Annotated in this window: 13 protein-coding genes; 5 read left to right on the top strand and 8 right to left on the bottom strand. The window is 49.7% G+C overall.

Going from position 1 to position 17,621, the window contains the following annotated elements:
* The coding region (locus F1593_RS29110; RefSeq protein ID WP_216368968.1) for a hypothetical protein at positions 1-204 on the top strand (204 nt) is incomplete at its 5' end.
* Between the two features lie 433 nt (positions 205-637).
* A complete protein-coding gene (locus tag F1593_RS22895) occupies positions 638-1,483 on the top strand; it encodes an NAD(+)/NADH kinase (protein ID WP_149403887.1) in 846 nt (281 codons plus the stop codon).
* A 388-nt stretch (positions 1,484-1,871) separates the two neighbouring features.
* Here the strand turns inward: F1593_RS22895 and F1593_RS22890 are convergent, their stop codons facing one another.
* From F1593_RS22890 to F1593_RS22855, 8 genes are all read right to left on the bottom strand, one after another.
* Positions 1,872-2,759, bottom strand: a complete 888-nt coding sequence (locus F1593_RS22890) for a trimeric intracellular cation channel family protein (protein WP_216368967.1) — start codon at positions 2,757-2,759, stop codon at positions 1,872-1,874.
* Between the two features lie 572 nt (positions 2,760-3,331).
* Entirely contained in the window at positions 3,332-4,042 is a 711-nt protein-coding gene (locus F1593_RS22885) for a YczE/YyaS/YitT family protein (protein ID WP_149403885.1), read from the bottom strand.
* A gap of 133 nt (positions 4,043-4,175) precedes the next feature.
* On the bottom strand, positions 4,176-4,628 hold the full coding sequence (locus tag F1593_RS22880) for an SRPBCC family protein (RefSeq protein WP_235932673.1): 453 nt from the start codon (positions 4,626-4,628) through the stop codon (positions 4,176-4,178).
* A gap of 96 nt (positions 4,629-4,724) precedes the next feature.
* Complete coding sequence (locus tag F1593_RS22875; protein WP_235932672.1) at positions 4,725-5,315, bottom strand: CoA-binding protein; 591 nt, start codon at positions 5,313-5,315, stop codon at positions 4,725-4,727.
* A 3-nt stretch (positions 5,316-5,318) separates the two neighbouring features.
* Positions 5,319-6,641, bottom strand: coding sequence for an O-acetylhomoserine aminocarboxypropyltransferase/cysteine synthase family protein (locus F1593_RS22870; RefSeq protein ID WP_149403883.1), 1,323 nt, complete (start codon positions 6,639-6,641; stop codon positions 5,319-5,321).
* A gap of 298 nt (positions 6,642-6,939) precedes the next feature.
* Positions 6,940-9,204 carry a hypothetical protein gene (locus F1593_RS22865; protein ID WP_149403882.1) on the bottom strand — a complete coding sequence of 755 codons (2,265 nt, stop codon included), beginning with the start codon at positions 9,202-9,204 and terminating at the stop codon, positions 6,940-6,942.
* Between the two features lie 268 nt (positions 9,205-9,472).
* A complete protein-coding gene (locus tag F1593_RS22860) occupies positions 9,473-9,712 on the bottom strand; it encodes a hypothetical protein (RefSeq protein WP_149403881.1) in 240 nt (79 codons plus the stop codon).
* A gap of 63 nt (positions 9,713-9,775) precedes the next feature.
* Complete coding sequence (locus tag F1593_RS22855) at positions 9,776-11,536, bottom strand: MptA/MptB family glycosyltransferase (RefSeq protein WP_149403880.1); 1,761 nt, start codon at positions 11,534-11,536, stop codon at positions 9,776-9,778.
* Positions 11,537-11,909: 373 nt separating this feature from the next.
* Between F1593_RS22855 and F1593_RS22850 the strand changes: the two genes are divergently transcribed.
* From F1593_RS22850 to F1593_RS22840, 3 genes are all read left to right on the top strand, one after another.
* Positions 11,910-13,472, top strand: coding sequence for a gamma-glutamyltransferase (locus F1593_RS22850; RefSeq protein WP_149403879.1), 1,563 nt, complete (start codon positions 11,910-11,912; stop codon positions 13,470-13,472).
* Positions 13,473-13,753: 281 nt separating this feature from the next.
* Complete coding sequence (locus tag F1593_RS22845; RefSeq protein WP_149403878.1) at positions 13,754-14,146, top strand: response regulator; 393 nt, start codon at positions 13,754-13,756, stop codon at positions 14,144-14,146.
* Between the two features lie 160 nt (positions 14,147-14,306).
* The gene (locus tag F1593_RS22840; RefSeq protein ID WP_172632369.1) at positions 14,307-17,615 is read left to right on the top strand and encodes a COR domain-containing protein; all 3,309 of its coding nucleotides are present in this window, start codon (positions 14,307-14,309) and stop codon (positions 17,613-17,615) included.
* Positions 17,616-17,621 lie beyond the last annotated feature (6 nt).

The raw sequence follows: 17,621 nt of genomic DNA, 5'->3' as shown, positions 1-17,621 counted from the left end.
CTCATCCTTTTTCGTCCTTTCTTGCTCAGCTTATCGCTTTTCTTGTTCAGCTTTTTTGCGGACAACCTGAACAGGTACGATGAGGGCACTCACGCTCAGGTCTCGATGACGGAAAACCATACACTGCCTGCTGACGGAGTCTGTGTACTGATCCTGGCGTGCTTGCAAGCGTTTTTTTGGGTGCACGACCATACCGCTTCATGAAGAGGAATGAAGGCGAGAGGAGCCATCCGTAGGAACCACCCTTCACGGGTGGAGGGCCACGACCCTCTCGCACTGGCTTTCCTTCCCGCCTGCTCTGGTGCGACTTTGGGGCGTGATGGCAATGCCCCTCCACCCGTGAAGGGTGGCTTCTACGGATGCATCGGCATTCCACATTCTCCTTATTGAAGCGGTATTGGGGTGCACTCCCTCTTCAGATGGCGGCTGCACCCCGGTGCTGTCAACAAAGGTGCCTCCTTTTTCTCTGGGTTGTCTTCCTCTTTCCCCTCATTTGTTGGAGTAGGTGGACCTCGGCACGCACCCAAACGCATTGAGAGAGGGAATGCAAAGCACTGGCGCAGTGTACTACAATAAGGGAAAGAATTATCTCGTAATCCTGTCTCCGGGATGCGGATTAGAAAAATGAGGCATTGCGATGAGGAAGATTATTCTCCTTTATGAAGAAGTTCAACCTGAAGTTTTACAACTCTTGCCACATCTGATCGCACGCTTGCATGAGGAAGGCTATATCACCAGCACGATCAATGTGACAAAGGGAGAGCATAAACAGGCCAATCCGCCGCTACAGAACGTTGAGATGTTCCTGGTTCTCGGCGGCGATGGTACGATTCTGCATGCAGCTCATCTCTGCGCGGAGCATAGTATTCCGATTCTGGGTGTCAATTTTGGCCGCGTTGGCTATTTAACCGAATTGGAACCCTCCGAGCTTGCGCGTGAACTGCCAGCCTACCTTAACGGCGCTCCCTCGCTCTGGATCGATGAACGGGCGATGTTACAAGCCGTGGTCCGCCAGGGAGATGATCAGCAGCAATTTCTGGCGCTCAACGATATGATGATAGCGCGTGGAACCTGGCCGCGTGGTGTCTACATCAAAGCCTGGATCGATGATCTTTTCTTTGATACCTTCTATGGTGATGGCATTATTCTCTCGACCCCAACTGGCTCAACCGCCTATAATATCTCGGTAGGCGGGCCCATTCTTCATCCCAAAATTGAGGGCTATATCCTGACACCGATTGCGCCACATCTGGCATCCAATCGTGCCCTGGTCATTCCGCTGGGATCAAAGATTCAATTGCAAATCACAACGCATACCCAGAACGGAATATTTTCTGCCGATGGACAATGGGACTATGAGGTGAAAAATAATGCCCTGGTCACCATTGACAAAAGTCCATTCAGGACACGCTTCATCCGTCGCAAACCACCCACCCATTTTTATGAAGTCATCCATGGCAAACAAAAAATGGATGAGATCTGATCACTGGCATACTTGCATTCAGGACTGTTGAGCTTGTATAGTACGATTCTAGCGTAGATTATTTTCAAGGAATACACGTATGCAGAATATTTCAGGGGCAATGTTGCCCACGTTTGCTCGGTTGCAGGGTATCAATACTGATATCATAGGCACAACGCCGATTATTTATGAAGGTTATGCGCTCTTAGTAGTGCTGAGCATCATAGTAGCCGCTGGCATGATCTTTTTTACCCGAGCCAATCAACATAGCTGGTATGCCAATCCCTGGGTGCTCTTACCGCTCTCGCTGCTGCTCGCAGGGCCAATGCTACTCTTCCATTTCCCCATTCTCCTGCTGATTCCACTGTATCTGGCCCTGGCAATCGGATTCTACTTTATTAGCAGGCGTTCAACGACCTTCTGGTACAAGAATCCACTGCTCGTACTCCTGCTCGCCCTGCTGCTGCTCGTCATCTTCCGTGGCACGCTGGTGGATGTCGTCCTGCTGGGAGCGCTGATACTTGGAGGGCTGAATCTTACTCTTAAGCGCCTGCTGCCCAAATAATCTTATTCCGCCATCGGTACGGCGGGCAAATAAGCGCAACGGACGAATTGGCAGCTTCTCAGGAAAACCATGATTAGAGGTGCTGATGACGAGACGATGGGTCGGCGTACGTGGCTCAATATTCTCCGGCACATGATAGAGCGGCATTTGAAGGTGGAAGAAGATAGCCGCCAGCCTGAAGAGGAAAACGGTGCCCATAGAGAGTATAATAACGCTATTGCTCTCCCAACCCAACTTCTTTAAAAGCACAAACACGAGCGCACCTGCGATGACTGTCGTGACATAGAGATCTTTGCGAAAAATCAAGGGAATCTGTGAACAAAGAACATCACGAATAATACCGCCAGCAACGGCCGTAATCATCGCCACAAAGATCACAATCAGGGCCGGAAGGTGTCTTTGATCCGCGATCTGAGCGCCAATTACTGTAAAGGTCGCCAGTCCAAAGGCGTCTGCGATCAAGAGAGACTTATTGGGTGGACGAAAGAAGTGCGTATAGAGCATCGTCAACGCGGCCGAGGCCACAATAATAGAGATATAAATTGGCTCGTTAAACCAGTAAATGGGATGGCGATCAATCAGAATGTCACGTGTGGTCCCGCCGCCAATCGCGGTCACTCCGGCAATCACAAACACTCCGAAAATATCCATCTTCTTCCGACCGGCGGTCAAGGTTCCACTAATTGCGGATACCGCCACCCCAAACAAATCCAAAAGAGAAATTAGCGTCAAACCAGCACACTCCTTCCCGCCAAATCGTACAAAATCCATCCATATATATATTCTTTCACAAAGTGTCAGATTCCCATCCCCAGCGGGATCTTGCTGCTCACCTGCTGGCAGGCGCTTGCGCGCCTGCACCCTTTTTATTATGTGATGTAGAAAAGGTCCGAAGAACCTTTTCTACATCACATAATAAAAATCTGTTTGAGCACCGCAGGTGCGAAAACTCATGCACAGAGACCGTGGAGACCACGGGAGGCTGACACTCTCTCACAAAGTGTCAGATTCCCATCCCCAGCGGGATCTTGCTGCTCACTGGCTGGCAGGCGCATGCGCGCCTGCACTCTTTTTAGTATATGGCGCAGGAAAGGTGCATAGCACCTTTCCTGCGCCATATACTAAAACAGTTTTGAGCACCGCAGGTGCGAAAATTCATGCCCAGAGACCGTGAAGAGTATGGGAGTCAGACTCCCTGTCAGTGACAAATATCACCCACCTATAAGAACAAACAAACAGACGTTTATCATTCCTTATCGACAAAAATATATACAATAAATAATCGTGATATATGCTTTCAATGATTATAGAGATGGTTGTGTCTCATCCACTTCTGCAGCTAGCTCTGCGGCAGGCTCAACAACAGTTGAAGGGACAAGCCATTCGGTCAAATGTATTCTCTTGCAGAGAGAGAAGCTGGCTTCCACGGCTGGCCCTACCCCAAATGCAAAGATCAGGGTACCGATGCCGACACTGCCGCCGAGCAAGAAGCCGAGAATACACACTGTAACTTCAATGCTCCCCCGCACAACGGAGACGCGTAATTTTGTCAACTCGTGCAGACGCAACATCAAGCCATCGCGTGGACCCGCGCCCAACCGTGGTGCGATATAGAGCGCCGTGCCCAGGCCAATGATGATTACGCCAGCAATATTAAGCAATAAGCGCCAGATCCAGAAGGCTTGCCCGATCGACTGTAGCCCACCAATGTGTAGAAGCATATCTTCAAATACACCAATTAAGATCATATTACAAATTGTGCCCACGCCAGGATAGACCTTCAAGGACAGGCAGCCCAGGATAAGCAGCGCACCGACCACGATAACCGCCTGACCAAAGGAGAGCGGCGTGTGAAAGCTGATGCCTTGATGTAATACATCCCATGGTCCCAGACCAAAGTTCGAACGATAAAGACAGATAGTACCCAGGGAATAGAAAAATAATCCCCCCACCAGGACCAGAAGTCGCACCAGATAGCGCCAGGAAACATACGTGCGCCAGGAAAAGCCATGCATCGAAAACATCCTTCTGTATAAGCCTCATCAAATGAGGAATAATCGAAAGTAAGAATATATCTATACTTTCAACTATATGGCCTTATAAGCAGAGAGGCAACAGCCAAAGATATCTTCAGATGACAGCCAATCTCTACTGAGTTGCACGAGCATTAAGATAATGCTGCATAGCATGCAAGATACGCTGATTCTCCTTTTTCACGACAGGGTAGAACAAAAACTGTATAAACATCAACAAGCCCTGGGGATGCAGGTCAACCTCACGTGTTACTTGCGTTCCAGTAGTAACGGGAAGCAACGTATAAGTGATCCTGGTCGTCAGAACGCTCCGACGCGTGGTCAGCACTTGCTGAAAGACAATCCGGCGCGCAGGCTCTAGCTGAACAATCTCGCCGCGCAACTCACCCGCCCGTCCTCGATCCACATAGGTGCTCCCCACCCGCAAAGGATAGTCGGAGGTCACAAGTGTCTCATGATAGTTCTGAGAAGCAGGCAACCAGACTTTATAGCCGCTCAGATCCAGGATAAGTTGATAGATTGTCTCAGGTGAACGCTGAATCACTATATGACAACCCAAATGCGGCATCACAAACTCCCCTCGATTCTGTACAATCCCACACGACAAGGACTTGATCTAGCCTCTGACAGATCAGCCTCCTCCCTGGCTATGTTGAAAAATCGTTTATAATTTACGGGATAAGATAACGCCCGTATTGAGCCCAATTGTGTGGAGTCCACCAAAGAAACGGGCATGTTCCATTTTGACACAGCGATCCTGCACAAAGATCAAGCCAGCCTGACGGGCCAGTCGGGCGGTTTCATCATTGCGAACACCCAGCTGGAGCCAGAGGACTTGCGCGCCGCAGTCGCGGGCCTCCTGAACAAACGGTGGTGTATCCTCGGCTTTCCGAAAAATATCCACAATCTCAATCTGCTCACCAGCGGCTTTCGCTTCCGCCAGCGAGGCATAGACGCGTTTGCCAAGGATAGTTTTACCGGCATAGCGCGGATTGATCGGGATAATGTCGTATCCCTCAGCCTGCAAGTAGATGCCAACAAAGTGGCTGGGCCGATAGGGATCAGCGGACAGGCCAACAATGGCAATATGCCGATAGCGCTTCAATAATTGTAAACGCTCATACATATCAGGAGTGTCAAGCATGTCCTTCTCCAGCTTTACAGGATCAAGCGGGACATTTTTGTCAGATATTTCGTTTGCATTGTCAGATGTGTCCCTGATGTCAGTTGTTTCGGACAGAGGTGTCTCAGACATCCTTTATGCTCCTTCCTGCTGTATGGTATGTGGCACAGCTTTGCGCAGGGCCTGATCCAGATCCCATAAGATATCTTCAATGTTCTCCAGTCCAATCGAGAGACGAATCAGGTCAGGAGTAACACCGCCAGCTTGCAGGTCCTCCGCCGAGAGCTGCTGATGGGTAGTGCTAGCTGGATGAATGATCAGGCTACGGGCGTCTCCGATATTGGCAAGGTGCGCAAAGAGTTTGACGGCATTAATGACTGTTTTACCAGCCTCATAGCCACCCTTAACTCCGAAGGTGAAGACCGCCCCGGCACCATGTGGCAGATAGCGTTGCGCCAGCGTGTGCGAAGGATCATCTGGCAAGCCAGCATAGCGCACCCAGCTAACAGCAGGATGTTCTTGCAAGAAACGGGCAACCTGTAAAGCATTCTGGCAATGGCGATCCATGCGCAACGAGAGCGTCTCTAATCCCTGCAACAGCAGAAATGAATTGAATGGACTGATACTGGGTCCGGTATCGCGAACCGTCTCCACACGGGCCTTCATGACAAAGCAGAAGTCACCAAATGTCTCATAGAAGCGCACGCCATGATAGCCAGGCGAAGGATCAACGATATGGGCGAACTTCCCATTATCCCAGGGAAAGCGACCATTCTCGACCAGCACGCCACCAATCGAGGTACCATGTCCACCAATAAACTTGGTCGCGGAATGGACAATAATGTCCGCGCCATGCTCAAAGGGTCGGCAAAGATAGGGAGTCGCAAAAGTGTTATCCACAATCAAGGGCACGCCAGCCTCATGCGCAATAGCAGCAATAGCATGCATGTCCAACACGTCACCACCGGGATTGCCGATTGTCTCGCCATAGAAGGCACGTGTGCGCGGAGTGAGCGCACGGCGATAGTTTTCTGGATCGGTGCTATCGACAAAGATCGTATTGATTCCCCAGGTGCGCAGGGTCAGATCAAACTGGGTATGAGTACCTCCATAAAGATTGCTAGCCGCCACCAGTTCATCACCAGGGCGCAGCAGGGTCATCATCACAGCCATCTGCGCTGCCATACCTGAAGCCGTCGCTACAGCCCCTGTACCGCCTTCCAGGGCCGCAATGCGCTCCTCAAAGGCCGCGGTGGTCGGATTCATGATCCGTGTATAAATGTTGCCGAAACGTTGTAAGGCAAATAGATGGGCTGCATGATCGGTATCATCAAAAACATAGGACGAGGTCTGATAAATTGGTACTGCCTGCGCACCCGTAGTCGGATCAGGCCGTTGGCCCGCATGCAACGCCAATGTATCAAAACCAAAGACGTGATCTCCATCGATTTCTGGCATCGTGATTTGTTCTCCTGAATAGTCGCTTTCTATCACTATTATAACATCGCTCTATTTACCTAACCACAGTTGCCATAGATCAAGGTTTTCCAGATCTCTTTTTCCCCTTTTGCACGCCGCCTGCGGCGGCACGAAGAAAAAGAAAAAAGGACAGGGGACACCCCTGCACCCCGGCAAAGGGCTAGCCGCCCTTTGCAATCCCGCTTGTGGAGCGGATTGAGGTGGATCGAATGTTTGTTCGAAAACTTCGGGATAGCTCATGATAGAGACTGTGGAGACCACGGGAGTCCGACACGCTCTAATTGGCTGTGGGGTCCATTTGCCCCTGTTGCGCATTAAAGGCTTGCAGGACAGCTTCCTGGATATCCAGAACCAGTTGCGCTGGTGCCGTACACAGCAGAATCTGTTTCGAGTCTCCCCAGGCGATCTTTACTCGTAGATACCGGGCAATAGCCAGAAGCTCCTGGCCATAGGGCAGATCCGGCCTGCCAAACTGTGAGGGTGGAATCTCTCTGCCGGAACCATCAGGGATCGTATTGGATACAGAATATGTGCAAGGCTGCTCGATAGCCGCCAGAGGCCGTGGTGGTGGTGGCACATAATCCGGCTGATTGCGCAAATTCATCACATGATAGTATTGATAGCGAGCGAAACGATTTAATTTATCCATAAACAATAACATTCCAGATGGCTGACCATTAGCCTCCAGCTCCGCCATATCCAGAGGATACACTTTACTTGCCACGTGTCGGATCAGATCCGCGAAATAAGCATCAGGCTGCTGGATCATCAAATGGTCCCTGACGTCATTGATGCCAAGCAAGGCATTAAAGATCCGCACTGCGCTTCGATACGTTCGCTCCCAGTATGTATCGCCTAACGCATGAGAAACTTCAGACAAGGCAGCAGTAGCCTTGTCTTGCAAGTTAACCACTCGCTGCATGCGAGGCTGCCGCTGTGTCTCAGGAGCCGGCTGAGAAACGCTGTCAGTTGAAGCTGGTTGCTCGCCACTCTCCGGTGAAACTGGCTGGTTGATACAGATCGGTTCAGATTCAGGTTCAGGTTCAGCCTCAACCTCAACAGGTTGCAGTCGGCTTGATGATTGCGACCAGATGGCGCTTTTAGGCGCTTGAACCGCCTGTGCAGCCTCTCTCTCCGCGCGCTTCTTTGAGTTAGCACGGATACGCGCTCGCACATATCCTGATGGCGGCGGCTTTACAGTGTCTACTTGCTCTATATCATCGCCCGCTCGCGCATCTTGCTGTACACTTGCTTCGGGCATTACATCCTGTGCTTGCTCACGCTGAACCACCTGCTCACTGCGCATAAACGCTTGTGGAGAAGAGTATTGGACAGCCACCCCATCCTGATCATCTTGACTCTCATGGTCATACATGTCACCAGGATCATAGCGGTTGCATACACTGACATGCGTCTTCATAATCTCCTGGTCATCGTTGTCACTTCCCTCAGTTTCGACATCCTGGTCATCGTTGTCACTTCCCTCAGTTTCGACATCCTGGTCATCGTTGTCACTTCCCTCAGTTTCGACATCCTGGTCATCGTTGTCACTCATGCTGACCTGGACATCCACGGCATTCGGATCATGAGTATCACTGCTGTCATTTTTGACATTGACATCCACGACATAAACGTTATCTACGGGATCGGACACAGATGACCGCGATGTTTTGTTCTCAGTTTTTTTATTGTCTATTTTGTCATCGTTCGAAGAATTCGAATTCGAATTCGAAACGTCTAATAATTTAATAATTATATTAATATAATTATTAAATTTCGAATTCGAAATATTCGAAACGCGCACGCGTACATCTGCGACAGGGACGTTCGTGACCGATGACATGTTGGTCCCGTTGCACTGGCATGTCGTGTCGGACATGTCGGGACTTTGGGACGAGGATGTCGCAGATAACTGTGAAGAGGCTTGAGAGGCAGCTTTAGCAGTTATCTGACTGCTTAATGACAGGTTGGGATTTTGGGACAAAGATGTCGCACGTGGCATGCTGAGATTTTGCGACAAGGATGTCACGCGTGGCAGATCTGTCTCTTTGGTCAGAGATGTCTTTGGGGATATGTCCGGTACCAGATGCAGAGGAGCACCAGGCCGGACCTGAGAGTGCTGACGTTTCTGTACAAGTTGTGTGATCCTTTGGAGGAAAGGCGTACAATCATATTGTAGATAGCGTGTGCCACCAGCAGCAGGATCATTCCACTCACGAATGATGAGAAAACCATCGTTGGCAAGTCGCCGGGTATCGCGTTGAATCTGGCGTTTACTCTTGTTCAGGACTGTTTCTAGCTCCAGCGATGTGAGCCAGGGTAGCTCTCCTTGCTGGTTCCAGAGCTCAAGTAACTTGCGGATAAGTGCAAACTCCGCGCGTGACACTCCCAATTGAGGATAATAGCGTTCCAGAGCCACAGGGAATAGTACAAAGCCCTCAGAAAGGATATCAGCATTATAAATCGTTTGAAACGGTTTTATATCAACCTGCTCTAGCAGGCCCCATTGAGTCGCGGCAGCAGTAGAAATAATACTACTCACAACCATCCCTCCCACATATACTTCCTGGTAACAATTTCTTCTACATACTCTGCTTCTGATACAGGCAGAATATCATTATATTAAGCCATTCCATTGTATAATACTATCGATCGCACTGTATAGTATTTCCCAGAATAAGTATTTTTGGGCTATACACGGAGGAAGAGTTCACTGCTTCAATCATGCATTGCCGAGAGATGTCGTCCATAAAAAAAGCAGGATGGCAGAGTAAAAAACACTGCTATCCTGCTGGCAAAAATATGCTTGCTTATGATGCAACCGGCTCCAGACCCGATGTATAGCCTTCCTTCACGTGCGCCATATGCAAAACCCAGAACATTTCACGGACCGTATGGGTGCGTGAGAAAGTCTGCCACCCTTGTGCAGTTCCCAAAATAGTTGAGCTTGGCATCCATTCAAAGGCAGCATAGTTGCGGTGGCGCGCAAACTCTAAGAGAGCCACGCGCACACGGCACTCTTCACACTGTCCACAGCTACAATTTTTCATAGCACAATATAACCTCTCCAGTTTCTCATTGATGATAAAATTTTATCACGCCAACCTTCCCTTTTACACTCTTTCATGTTCAAGCTTCTTTTGTAAATCGCTAGAGGGATCGATGGGAAATGCATTCTTTACATGAGCAGATGTTTTGTCGCCTCTGGCGCGCCAGTAAACCAGGGCCGCAATAACCAGGGCTGGCACTATCAACAGGAAATAGCGTATCAAAAGTTGTTCACGATAGAAACTGGTGCTGAGATAGGTAACAAAGGCCGTTGCCGAGAATGTCAGGCAAAAAGTTGCCAGCGCTTTTGTCAGTGGACCAGCCGCGAAGGCCAGTAACAGCGGTATCAGAGCGATCAGCCAGATAACATACCAGGAATAGAACCAGGGTGTAACCAGTAACACAACGGCCATTGTGCTCAGGCTGCCCAGTACCAGGGTACGCAGTGAAGGCGTACGCCAGGCATACCAGGCGCCAACCAGGGCTGCAACGCCCATCGCCAGTATATCCAGCACGCTCCACAGCCTGCGCGTCCCCATCATCCTCATCAATAACATCAGCAGTCCCGATTGCTGCTTATGGGCAAGCACATAATTCAGTCCCACGCGCATCAACGAGTTCTCCGCGCCTGAAGAAGAAGGAGGAGTACTAAAGCTTACCACAATATCACGCAGGCTATGTCCAATCCAGAATGGCAGATAAGCCGCCAGCGCGATGACTGCGAAGATCACACCAGCCACCACGACATTCTTGATCGCGCTCTTCCAGGCCAGTTCGCGTAACGGCAAATGTGGTGTACCCAACGACTTGCCTGCCAGCACCAGTAAGAAGAATAACACCAATGGAATCGACGTAAACTTCACCAGCACTGCCAGCGTAAACAATACCAATGCAGGCCAGTAGTGCTTTAAACGGGTAAAGCCACGCTGATCAGCTCGCACGCACAACCACACACCCAGCAGCATTAACGTACTCATAAACATATCGTTATGCGCACCCAGTGGACCCTCAAAGAGCATCAATGGATTCCAGGCATAGAGCAACATGCCCAGCGTGATCGTACGCTCTGACCGTCCCAGGCGGCGCAAAATCTGTCCAATCAACCATATATTCACCAGATGACAGACCAACGCTAATAATCGATAGATATAGAAATAAGGCAGAGGGTGATCCCCAAACACCAATGAGAAGAAACCCGACACATACACCCAGACAGGGCCATAGGCGGACGGGGTTTTACTCCAATCATCAATACGGGTCAAAATATCATGAGGAGCTATCTCTAAAGGAGATGAAAAGTAAGGATTGGACAAGTGAGCCCCTGCCAGGTTACCATAATCGGCATAGACAAAAAGATCCTTTGAGGCCATACCAGGAGTTAAGAGATAAATCACGCCTGCCATCAACGCCCCGATCCAGATCCAGCGGCGCAATGTACCCATCTGCCCATCCCAGGCCCGCCGTCCCACCAACCAGACCGTCGCTGCATACACCACAAAAGCCAATCCTATCAGAAATAACAGTTCCAGGTCAGCGATGCGGTAAAGCGTATTGGGTGTTGTGCTGGAAAAATGTGAGGGCAACCACTTTCCCCAGATTGTCAAAAAAGGCATACGCGGCGGCATAAAGCCAGTTGGAATAGCGATATCCTTTACAAGCGTGACCTTTGTTAAATCCATATGTCCAATACGAGCAATTGGCGTTACACTCAACAAAATGCATACGACAAAAGCAAGCATGCATCCAACGATCCACCACGAACGGGCATCACGTCCAGCTAAAGGTCGATCAGGCAACGGTTGTCCTTTTTCAATCATTTTATTCATAAAATCGTTCTACACTCAATATGTTGCATCTTAAAATACTCATTAATCACTTAGCATACTACACTTGTCTAATACGAGATAGGCATAGTCTGGTAACCCATTACTAGAAAGAACTAGCGGACCGGCTGCCTTAAAAGGCTAATTCACCTTGTTCTGAGGCAAACCTTTTTTAAGGTTGCACATGAGAACGGTCAAAGACAATCAAAGTATGAGCCATCTTGTACAAAAATATTTAATCCAGGCCTATTTTCATCCGTCTTATAGGAAGTATGTAAGATTAAAATTACGAAGAGCGAGAATCGCTTTTCCATGAAGGAAAGGCTAGAACAAGCAGTAAGTGACTGTTCTTCGTCATAGAGAAGGAGTATCACCTATGCCTTCGCTCAACCCGGCACACTGGGACCAAGAGCAGCTTACCACACTGATGAAAAATACGCCTACAGGAACACAAAAAACCGCCCATACGTCCCATGAAGCCATCGCGACCCATCATCCTCTCTCAACGTGGGCCGGGCTGCAAGCCCTTCAGTTGGGAGGCAGCGCCGCTGATGCCATAGTGACCATGCTCGCCCTGGATACCGTACTCCAACCCGGCATCAGCACGCTGGCTGGCTCGCTCAGCCTGATCTACCATGAAAGCGTGAGTGGTCAGACCTATGCCCTCAACGCCGGCTTCAATCGTCCACTCAACGACGATATGACCTATGATCCACAGCTCCATCAGACAACGGGGCGGGCAGTCTTAGTACCCGGGATCGTGGCTGGACTGGAAATGCTCTGGCATCGCTTCGGTATTCTTCCCTGGGCAGACCTCTGGCGACCGGCTATCTACTTTGCCCGCGAAGGATTCATCCTTAACGATGCCTACTTTCATACTATACAGCGGCGTCAAAAAGTCCTGCTACGCTCTGCGGAAGGGTGCGCTATCTTCGCTCCGACCGGCGAACTGCCTACCAGAGAAAGCCTCTTCCAGCAGCCCCAGCTGACTGAAACGCTTAAAAAAGTGGCCTTACGTGGTACTACCTACTTCTATCGTGGAGATTGGGCACGTCAATTCGTCAATACCATTCAACGCCATGGTGGCAATATGCGCCTGGAAGATATGCAGCTCTATCAACCACGCTGGGACACACCGCTCGTCGGACACTATCTCAACTACGAGCTACGTACTGTGCCACCACCTCACTATGGAGGTGCAGCTCTCTGTTATGAGCTTGCCATCGCCGAAGCTCTTGGCCTGCATCAACTTTCCTCACGCGCTGTATCTGCACAGACATTGCATGAAGAGATGCAAATCTGTAAACTCGCTATGCAGACAAGTGAACTCAAACAAGATCTACACAATGCCACCAAAGCTGAACAGGCGGCCTTCAGGCATGTCCTCAGTCAGGCCCAGGTGTCCAGACGCGCTACCTCTATACTCAACCATGATATCCAGCTTGAGTCCACATCAGACAACGATGGACAGGCACATCATCTTGCCGCCATTGATCGTGCGGGCAATTTTATCAGCGCTATCCATAGCCTTGAAGGACCGCCCTGGGGAGAAACAGGATTATTCGTCGAAGGCGTCGCTCTTAATAGCGGTGCCAATCGTATCTATGATCGGCTGCCAGCCCCAGGCGCACGTATCTCTGAACCGATGACGACCTATCTGGTTCTACAAAATGGCAAACCTTATTTCGCCGCAGCAGCCAGCGGCGTGGGACAGCAGCTTTGCGCATTGCAACACACGATGAATCTGCTCACCCATACAATGAGTCTGTCACAGACCGTCAGCCAGCCCCGCCAGGGCTATCCGCTCCAGAATAATGAGGAAATGCGGGAGAGAACTGATTATTGTTATTGGACGGCGGTAGGTCTGGATACACAAACAGGCAGGCCTACCGCCGTCATCGATCTACGCCTGGCGGAAAACGCCTCGAGTGACTCATAAACAGGCAGACGACACTCCAGGACACCAGTGAAACAAATCTCAAAATCCAACCCGCGCAACGTCCTCGCTTCTGGTATACTATGGATGGAACATGTCGAATGCGTATGACAACGCATACGAACTCATTGTTCTCAGCAGTTTGCTAAAAAGACGTGTAAAGTGTATATTTTTCCACAGGAAAGATGTACTATTTAAATAACAAAACTGCTCATCTATTCATTCAGTGCGAAAAATGAGGCGGGCAACGCTCATTTTCTGCTTATATTTTATGAGGTACAGACGTGACAACACGCATCTTTGTCATCGAAGATGAACCCGATATTCTAGAACTTTATCGCCTGCTCTTAGAAGCAGAAGGGTATGAAGTTCATGCTACCGATACCGTGCATGATGGCCTCAGCCACGTCAAAAATATCCAACCCCATCTGATTATCCTTGATCTTATGATCGGTCTGAAACAGGAAGGATGGGACTTCATCGATCTTTTAAAACAACAACCATCAACAGCCTCAATTCCTCTTATCCTCTGTACCGCCGCTGAACATGAATTACAGGGAAAATTAGATAGCATAAAAACAAGTACAGTAGATGTTGTATTCAAACCATTCGATGTAGATGAGCTGCTACGAGTAGTAAAGCGTCTACTGCTCAGCTCTCCCATCCAGCGGACCTGAGCCGACCAACATGCAACCTTAACCCGGTTGTTAGGGTTTATTGGTCGTGGTATAGTACCAGGAGTAATAGAGGAACATTGCGATGACTGAAGAAAGATACTCTGACTAATACTGACAGGACACGATGTTCGTATTTATAGACAAGGACGATAATTCTCTCATGACCACAAGTTCCATTACCGAGTATGAGCTTCTGGAACAACTAATTCAACGCCTGCATATCACGCCCCAAAAAAACGTTTTTGACGACCGGGGCTATCTGATAGAATTAGAAATCTTTGGCTTCGATTTACCAGAGCTTCCCGCAGAAATATACCAATTCACCCATCTCAAATACCTTAATGCCAGTTGTAACCGTATTACCTCTCTCTCACCTCAATTTGGACAATTGAAACGACTCAAAACCCTCTATCTCAATCATAATCGCCTTCAGGCGCTGCCAGCCGAAATCGGTCAGCTCACCCGCCTGGATAAACTGATCCTTAATAGCAATTGTCTGACCAGTATTCCATCAGAAATTGAGCAGTTGGCAAATAGTTTACGTGTCCTTATTCTGGGCAATATCGGTGTCTCTTTTATGCCGCGAGAAATTAAAGATGATGAAGAAAAATGGAAAACCTATGTAGAATGTACCAATGTCATACCACAGCTTCCTGCCGGGATCTGGAATCTCAAAAAGTTGCAGCGGCTTGAACTCTGGTATCTCGGTCTCACCGATCTTGCGCCTGCGGTTGCACAACTTACTATGCTCAGAGAGCTGTCAATTGGTCGCAATCCTTTCCCCATCTTGCCTGATGAAATTGGACAGCTCACGACCTTGCAGGAGCTCCGCGTCCACTTTTCAGCCTTAACGGTCCTACCTGCGACCCTCGGGCAGCTACAAAATCTGCGCATCCTTTCTATCGGGGGCGATCAGCTCAGCACGCTTCCCAACGCACTCTGGCAACTTCAGCAACTCACCTCCCTCTGGATAACCTGGAGTCCTGCCATAGCACTTCTGCCCGCAGAGGTTGCACAACTTACTCATCTGGAACAGTTAAGAATGTCCAATACACGCATCACAACACTGCCCGCGGAGATTGGGCAATTGACACGTTTGAAAGAACTACGCCTGAAATGGAATCAACTGCGTACATTACCACCAGAACTGGGAAAATTGACGCAATTGGAAATTATCGACGTGAGCGATAACAAAGACTTACTCACGCCTCCGCCCGAAGTAGTGGCTCGTGGAACAGATGAGATTCTGACGTTTTTGCGCGAGTTACAACACGATAGTATTGCGCGTTATGAGGCGAAACTCCTGATTGTGGGCGAGGGAGGAACTGGCAAATCGTCGCTCCTGCGGGCATTGCGTAAAGAGGATTTTATTATCGATACTGCAAGTACCCATGGGATTGAGATTGGCCGTTTAGAACTCGCTACGCACGATATGTCCCAGCCGGTCACCCTGAATAGCTGGGATTTCGGGGGGCAACATATCTATCATGCCACCCACCAATTTTTCTTGACTCAGCGCTCGGTCTATGTAATTGTCTGGAATGCACGCCTGGGCGTTGAGCAGGGACGCCTCTCCTACTGGCTGGATACGATCAATGCGCTTGCTCCTGATGTCCCGGTCCTGATTGTAGCCACCCATACGGATGAACGTGCACCCGATCTTAATTATCAGTTACTCAAAGATACGTATCCGCAGGTGATTGCGCATATCAGCGTGAGCAATAAAACCGGTGAAGGCGTGCAAGAGTTGCAGACAACACTGGCCCTGCAAGCTCTCAAGCTCCCTCAGATGGGACAACGCTGGCCGCGCAAATGGCTGGCGGTCGAGCAGGCACTCCAGGGACATACAGAGCATCAAATCGATGCCAATACCTACATCCGCTACTGCGCTGAACAACAGGTCGAGGAGAGTGTCGCCAACGGCACGCTGGGCGATTATCTGCATGATCTCGGTAAAGTACTCTATTTCCGGGATGACTATATTCTGTATAATCTGGTGATTCTAAAACCCAACTGGATCACCAGGGCGATCAGCTATGTACTTACCGATGAAGCAACCAGACAGGCAAACGGTATTCTACGCCATTCCGAGTTACCGCGCATCTGGGCGACCGACGAAGCGGGACATCCCTATGCGCCGCATCTTTATCCCATCTTTCTACGCTTGATGGAACGCTTTGATCTCAGTTATCAAATCGAGGCGGATAAACCCGGCGCCTATGCAACCAGCAGCCTGATTCCTCAATTGCTGCCATTTCAACCGCCAACCCATCTACCAGTGTGGTCCAGAACGCCCGCGCCTGATGAGACCCAGGTTGAGATGATCTATCGCTTTGATTTTGTTCCTTCAGGCATTATGAGCTGGTTTATTGTACGCACCCATCGTTATAGTCAGAATCTTCACTGGCGTGAAGGCGTAGCACTGGCCTACGAGGGTCATCAGGCACGTGTTGAGCTGAATCCTATGCTACGCGAGTTACGCATCATCGTACGAGGTATTCAGCCCTACAACTTCTTCACCATCCTCAAAAACACCCTGGACATCATCCTGGCCCGCTTCCAGGGTCTGCAATTACGGCGTGAAATCCCCTGTATCTGCCACTGGAATAATCCTTATGCCAGCCCCTGTCGCCACCTCTACAATTATGAAGAACTGACACGGCGTATGCACAAAAAACGCTATAAAGTCGAATGTGCCCACAGTTTTGAGGAAATCTCAGTCCCCAAATTGTTGTATGGCATCCATACCAGTACTGATCAGGAAGTGATGGCTGATATCAAACGTGGTCAACAACAGATCGTCCATCGCCTGGAATATTTACAACAAGAAGATCAGCTGATTCTAGAAACACTGCGCCAGCAATCAGAATTAATCGCACGCAATTTCACACGTCAATGGAATCTAGAGATGCAGCGCATTGAAGCTGAATGCCCAAACACCTTCTTCCTGACCCTGGGAGCCAACCACCGGTGGAATCCCAAAAACTGGATCAGCCAGGAATACCGCCTCTATCTTGTCTGCCAGCATCCCTCACGGCCACACGCTGTAGGGGAAGGCTATACGCTCCGCGCATCGGAAGAATGGTGGCAAAAGATCAGTCCCTGGCTCAACCATCTTATCAATTTCCTGAAATTTGGCATCCCCCTGGGTGTGGCCGCCGGAGCCATCTACAATACCATCAATATCGAGAGTTTGCAGGCCCATATTGACCTCATGGAGCAAATTACCTACAGCATACCCGAGATCGTCGGCGAGCATATCCTGGATGATGTTATCTCGCAAACACAGGAGCATCATGAAGGTCAGGCCGAGGGCTCCGCGTTGAGAGCCCTCTACGGCTTCCTCAAAACTGTCGACAGTGACCGCAGCTGGGGAGGACTGAACAAGACCATCACGTCAGATGGGAATATCCTCTGGCTTTGCGGCGAACACCGGAAACAATACGATGTCAAACCCCTCATACTCTAGCCTGCA

This window comes from Dictyobacter arantiisoli (assembly GCF_008326305.1).
In the GTDB taxonomy this organism is placed as follows: Bacteria; Chloroflexota; Ktedonobacteria; order Ktedonobacterales; family Ktedonobacteraceae; genus Dictyobacter; species Dictyobacter arantiisoli.
Note: the sequence above shows the minus strand (reverse complement) of the source record. Positions and strands in the feature narration are given on the sequence as shown.

Coding starts and splice junctions, on each gene's coding strand:
- F1593_RS22885 (WP_149403885.1), bottom strand. CDS start 4,042: ATGCATGGCTTTTCCTGGCGCACGTATGTTTCCTGGCGCTATCTGGTG.
- F1593_RS22855 (WP_149403880.1), bottom strand. CDS start 11,536: ATGAATAAAATGATTGAAAAAGGACAACCGTTGCCTGATCGACCTTTA.
- F1593_RS22895 (WP_149403887.1), top strand. CDS start 638: ATGAGGAAGATTATTCTCCTTTATGAAGAAGTTCAACCTGAAGTTTTA.
- F1593_RS22840 (WP_172632369.1), top strand. CDS start 14,307: ATGACCACAAGTTCCATTACCGAGTATGAGCTTCTGGAACAACTAATT.
- F1593_RS22860 (WP_149403881.1), bottom strand. CDS start 9,712: ATGAAAAATTGTAGCTGTGGACAGTGTGAAGAGTGCCGTGTGCGCGTG.
- F1593_RS22880 (WP_235932673.1), bottom strand. CDS start 4,628: ATGCCGCATTTGGGTTGTCATATAGTGATTCAGCGTTCACCTGAGACA.
- F1593_RS22875 (WP_235932672.1), bottom strand. CDS start 5,315: ATGTCTGAGACACCTCTGTCCGAAACAACTGACATCAGGGACACATCT.
- F1593_RS22850 (WP_149403879.1), top strand. CDS start 11,910: ATGCCTTCGCTCAACCCGGCACACTGGGACCAAGAGCAGCTTACCACA.
- F1593_RS22870 (WP_149403883.1), bottom strand. CDS start 6,641: ATGCCAGAAATCGATGGAGATCACGTCTTTGGTTTTGATACATTGGCG.